The sequence below is a fragment of the Gemmatimonadaceae bacterium genome (genome assembly GCA_019752115.1).
GTDB lineage: Bacteria > Gemmatimonadota > Gemmatimonadetes > Gemmatimonadales > Gemmatimonadaceae > Gemmatimonas.
In genome coordinates, this window is record JAIEMN010000052.1 from 1 (window position 1) to 5,060 (window position 5,060).

Sequence of the window (5,060 nt, forward strand, 5' to 3'; positions counted from 1 at the left end):
GGTATAGAGTCAAGGGCGCTCACGCCGCGCGCTCAGCAATGGCGCCGCATAACGACGCTTGCTGCCGACAAGCGCGGGGTTGGTAGCGGTTGTGGGGCCGCTGCTCCACTTTATGGAAGGAATGCAGCGGCCCCACAACCGCATTTTATGGGAGCACTCGCAGCAGAAGCAAACGTTATGCCGGTGGGCCAATGAGAAGGGTCGCCTCTGGCGAAAAGTACGCCAATGGCGTATAGTTCTTTATGCGCTTCGTCGAGACGCCCATCTTCACGGCGGCCCTCCGCCGGCATCTCGATGACGAGCAGTATCGCGCGCTGCAGGCGGCTTTGTACCTGCGCCCGGAGCAGGGGGCGCTGATCCCGGGTGGCGGTGGGCTACGCAAGCTCCGCTGGGGCGCCGAAGGGCGTGGGAAGCGTGGCGGTGTGCGCACCATCTACTACTGGGCGGCCGCGGACGGCGTCTGCTACATGCTGTACCTCTACGCGAAGAACGAGCAGGGGGATCTCACCCCAACACAGCTGCGTACACTCGCTCGAGTCGTGCGCGAGGAGTTCAAGTGAAGGCCGACGCATTCAACGAGTTGCTGGAGAGCGTGCGCCAGGCGGGAGCGATCCATCGCGGCGAACGGAAGCCGTCGCGCTCTCGCGCGTTCAAGCCGACCGATGTCAAAGCGGTGCGCGCCGACCTCGGGCAGTCGCAGGCAGAGTTCGCCCTGATGATCGGCGTGAGTGTGGCCACGCTCCGGAACTGGGAGCAAGGCCGCCGCGTACCCGATGGTCCCGCGCTCGCGTTGCTGCAAGTCGCAGCGCACAATCCTGCGGCGGTCGTTGAGGCCTTGCATCGTCCGAAACGGCGCGGCGCGGCATAACGGGTCGCTGCTGCCGACGGGGCTGATCAAGGAGCGCGACTGGCTCACTACGTTCGCCTGTCGCATTGTTATCAGGCCCCGCGGCAGAGCTTGGCGTTCGGCAGGCAGCGGTCTGAACGTGCTCCAGCGCGAGCTTTAGAAAACGCAGGTACCGCTGAACTGTCGCGCGTGGTGCTGGCGAGAGGCTGATCCATGGGTCAAGCTTTCGACGGTGTGGTTCAAATCCTTCCCCCAGTCGTGCTCGACACGCATTGCAATCCGAGGCCTGAATGACGCGTCGACAGATCTTCATGCGTGGGCTGGCCGCCGGTCTTCTCATCGGTCTGGCTGCACAAGCCGCCAATTGGCTCCTCTCCGCTCACCCTGACGCCAGTGAGGGGCGACGGATTGCAGTCGTGCTGCAAGCGGCGTTCAGTGTGATCGGAGCCATATGGCTCGCAAGGGGAATTCCAGGCGAGCCGGCACTGCGAGGGTCCGATCCCCAGGAGCTTTCGTCCGTGAGTCACGCACCCGAGCTGCTGGGCGAGGGAACGTGGCGTGATCCGCGAGAATCCGCAGCTGAACATTCGCCGTCACCGATTCCGAATCGGCGGCCGGTGTGAGTCAACTTTCGCCGCCGAACGGGTCGCTGCTGCCGACGGGGCTGTTTCAAGGTCGGCGACTGGCTCACTGCGTTCGCCTGTCGCATTGTTATGAGGCCCCGCGGCAGAGCTTGGCGTTATGTCGGTGGGGCTCGTGTCGGCCAGTGACGGTGTGTGCTTTGTTTTCTTTGTGGGGGGAACGGCTAGTCCGGCCTGGGCGACCGCCGCCTCGGACGCGCCCGTGATGGGGGATGGCCCACGGGCTTCTTCGCGGCCGCGGTCCGGTGCAGCGGTTAGGTCGGCGTATGGGCAGTCCGGTGCGGCCGCGCGATCACGCGCGGGCCACCCGTACACAGTTCGTCACACGTCATAACACGTCGCTGCTACTGACGGCGCTGGCTGGTGGCGCGCTTCGCGCGCAATTTGTGGGAGGCGCCGCAGTAGAGCTGGGCGTTATGCAGGTCGGCCTGAACGACTTGGTCTCGAACTGTACCTCTCTCGAATGTCCTCTGGCGTTTCCGTCTCGATGAGGTGCTCATGATTCGCGCCCTTGTCCCCATCATTCTGGGACCGCTCCTCTGCTGGACAATTGGGTTCGATTTACATGGTTCCGCTGACCGCCAGACCAAGTCGCCGTGTCAGATCGACGGGGAAGGGTACGATGAGCTGGCCTTCGCGCGGTTCAGAGCGGTGCTTGCAGATTCCGGCGAAACGGGCGAGCACTTTGCTCCCATGCGCAAGGAACTCGGCATCGTCGGCGTCAAGATCGGCGACCTTGTCGTGGTCACCGATACCACGAAATGTCGACGTGCGATCACTGCGTGGAAGGCGCACTATAGTACGTTGGGGCCGGACTACGCCGATATGGCCACCTACGTACGAGGCGGTCTGCTCGTCCGAATGAGCTCAAACCGCTATTCGCTCGCCGTCGCGGTCTTCGACCAGTATAGCGGTGCGACTTTCTTTGTAACCGACTCCAACTTCGTGATGGTGAAACCATTCATGTAGCATAGTCTTGGCCGATCATTCCTTCGTCGTGCATAACGGGTCGCTGCTGCCGACGGGGCTGATCAAGGAGGGTGGCTGGCCCGCTGCGCGGGCCTGCCACACTGTTATGAGGCCCCGCGGCAGAGCTTGGCGTTAGAGCGGCTCTGGGTGTACGAAGTTTTCGAAAACTCCGCGTGCATTGAAGAGGTCAGTAACATGAGTCCGTCAGCGAGGAGGATGTACCAATGAGGCTTCGATACTTGATAGTGGCCGTCGCGCTGCTCTCGTCGTCCGCGTGTGGCGACAGCCCCACGGATCCGCTCTCGGATGCGCCGACGACGGTACGCACCTTCCTCGCCGCCGACAGCACCTTGATGGTCCGGCGCGTGGTGCGCGTCCCGCTCTCCGCGGGACAGCAGGCAGCGCTTTACCGCGTCTACTACGGCGAGCCGTTGGATTGCCTAAGTGGCTGCTTCTACGCCGAGGCGCTGACGCTCCAGCTTGGCACGCGCATCGGCTGGGTGCAGGGGGGCGACCGCCTTCCGAACGCGTCCGTGTTCGTGTTTGAGGCGTCGGATTCCGATGTCTTCACGCCAGCGGTCCTTGCGGAGCTCAAACAGCGAGACTTCTATGCCCATCGCACCGTGACTCAAGCGCTAGCCCGTGTGGCGCTCGCAAGCTCGGAGTAGTGCTGATTAGCGTAGCAGCAAGCGAGCGTCTGAAAAACGTGGTGGCGCAAGAACGTCGGTCACCCTCGCTCTAACGGGTCGCTGCTGCCGACGGGGCTGTTCAAGGAGGGTGGCTGGCCCGCTGCGCGGGCCTGCCACATTGTTATGAGGCCCCGCGGCAGAGCTTGGCGTTACATGTCTATTCACCATTGAGTCGGAGCCTACCGGATGTATGCGGCGCACTTTGCGGCGAGCCTCGGATGCAAAGCAGCTGCGCCTCGCGTGCCGGTCGTCGCGCTCCTCATGGCTGGCATGGTACCAGATCTCGCGTTCGCGCTGCTCATGCGAAGGGGTGTTGAGCGAATCGAAGCGCCGATTGGCGCCCCGTACGCCGAGTGGCAGATCCTCGCGCCCTACTCGCACGGCGCGCTGTTGACTGGTGGCGTCACGCTGCTGGTCATCTTCGGCGTGTGGCTAGCCGTCCGGCAGGTGCACGCCGGCGCCTGGATCGCAGCGCTTGCCGGCGCCCTGCTGTTGCATCTCGTGTGCGACTGGTGCGTCGACCCCGGTGGGATTCTCATATTCGCGGATGGCCCAGCCACAAGCGGTTTAGGGCTCTGGCGGTCGTCGCCGCAACTTGCCATGCTCCTTGAGATAGGTGTGGTGGGCGTCGGCGCCGGGTTGTTTCTACGAACGGCGAAGACGATGTCGTGGCCCCTGCGGCTCTCGACTCTTGCCCTGCTCGGACTGCTGACGTGGGAGTCGACAGTTGGTCAACGCACGGCCGTGTTGCCGATGCGTTCGCCTGAGCTCGCCATACCTTACCTTTGGCAGATCGCGCGAGATCTGTTGCTGGTCAGTATCGTCGCGACCTTGGGTACCGCCACGATGCCGAGCGCGCGTGCCGCGAGGGCGCCGATGCGAGACATGTAACGGGTCGCTGCTGCCGACGGGGCTGATCACGGAGCGCGACTGGCTGACTGCGTTCGCCTGTCGCATTGTTATGAGGCCCCGCGGCAGAACTTGGCGTTAGGGCGACCCTATTTATGCAAATGCGCATACCCAAGCTGCTAGTCTCCCTCTCGCTCTTGATCGCACATGGTGCGCAAGCACAAGCGACACGGGTCGTGGCAGACACGGGCAACTACCTACTCCAGATAACGCAGGGCTGGGGACGGGAGTCTCCGCTCGGCGAACTCGTGGTGCGCGCGATGGGCCGAGAGGACATTGAGATGCGTCTCTGGGAGGGCTACGGCCTTGGCGGGGTGTGGGGCCTCGTGGTGCGGCGCGAGAAAGGTCGGTGGCGCGCGTGGCACACGAGGATCGTGAAGTGCTCGTACAGTCTTCCGATTCCCGTCGGCGACACGCTCTCTGCTCCCAGCGAAATCGGCTATCGGCGTCTCGCGCGTGCTCGGTGCGCAGAGCAAAATGCTGGCGAGGCGGAAGCCCCGCCGGGTACGTACGGCTGGCGGGTCATCTCCGATGACACGGTGTCGCTAGTGTCGATACGAGCTCGTTTACCGCTCGAGTCGCTCTGGAGGGATGCGCTGCGCGCCGGTGTCGACAGGCTGCCGACTAGCGTGCCGAGTCATCTGCTTTCGACGGACGGCTACACATACGTCATCGAACTACGCCGCGGTCCCGAGTACCGGGCGTCAGTGATCCGGAGGACAACGCCGCCAGCGACCGCGGCCGACACCGCGGTGCAGGCGGTGGCGGCCGTCTTCCGCCGGTTGTCGCGCTCAACGCAGCCCTAGGCCGCGGCGTCCGCTGCGCCGTTGCGCCCTAACGAGACGCTGCTGCCGGCGAGGCTGTTGCAAGGAGGGCGACTGGCTCACTGCGTTCGCCTGTCGCATTGTTATCAGGCCCCGCGGCAGAACTTGGCGTTATGTCGGTGGGGCTCGTGTCGGCCAGTGACGGTGTGTGCTTTGTTTTCTTTGTGGGGGGAACGGCTAG

At 64.0% G+C, this 5,060-nt stretch carries 6 protein-coding genes; all 6 read left to right on the top strand.

What is annotated here, in order from left to right:
- Positions 1–242: 242 nt before the first annotated feature.
- The 6 genes from K2R93_19350 to K2R93_19375 all read left to right on the top strand — a co-directional run bounded on the left by K2R93_19350 (position 243) and on the right by K2R93_19375 (position 4,861).
- The gene (locus K2R93_19350; GenBank protein ID MBY0492007.1) at positions 243–560 is read left to right on the top strand and encodes a type II toxin-antitoxin system RelE/ParE family toxin; all 318 of its coding nucleotides are present in this window, start codon (positions 243–245) and stop codon (positions 558–560) included.
- A complete protein-coding gene (locus tag K2R93_19355) occupies positions 557–868 on the top strand; it encodes a helix-turn-helix domain-containing protein (GenBank protein ID MBY0492008.1) in 312 nt (103 codons plus the stop codon). Before K2R93_19350 ends, K2R93_19355 begins: the two co-directional genes overlap by 4 nt.
- Before the next feature lie 1,118 nt (positions 869–1,986).
- Positions 1,987–2,457 (top strand): hypothetical protein, encoded by a 471-nt coding sequence (locus K2R93_19360; GenBank protein ID MBY0492009.1) that lies wholly within the window; start codon positions 1,987–1,989, stop codon positions 2,455–2,457.
- Between the two features lie 245 nt (positions 2,458–2,702).
- Positions 2,703–3,125, top strand: coding sequence for a hypothetical protein (locus K2R93_19365; GenBank protein MBY0492010.1), 423 nt, complete (start codon positions 2,703–2,705; stop codon positions 3,123–3,125).
- Between the two features lie 207 nt (positions 3,126–3,332).
- Positions 3,333–4,037, top strand: a complete 705-nt coding sequence (locus K2R93_19370; protein MBY0492011.1) for a hypothetical protein — start codon at positions 3,333–3,335, stop codon at positions 4,035–4,037.
- A gap of 119 nt (positions 4,038–4,156) precedes the next feature.
- A complete protein-coding gene (locus K2R93_19375) occupies positions 4,157–4,861 on the top strand; it encodes a hypothetical protein (protein MBY0492012.1) in 705 nt (234 codons plus the stop codon).
- The last annotated feature ends 199 nt before the right edge of the window (positions 4,862–5,060 follow it).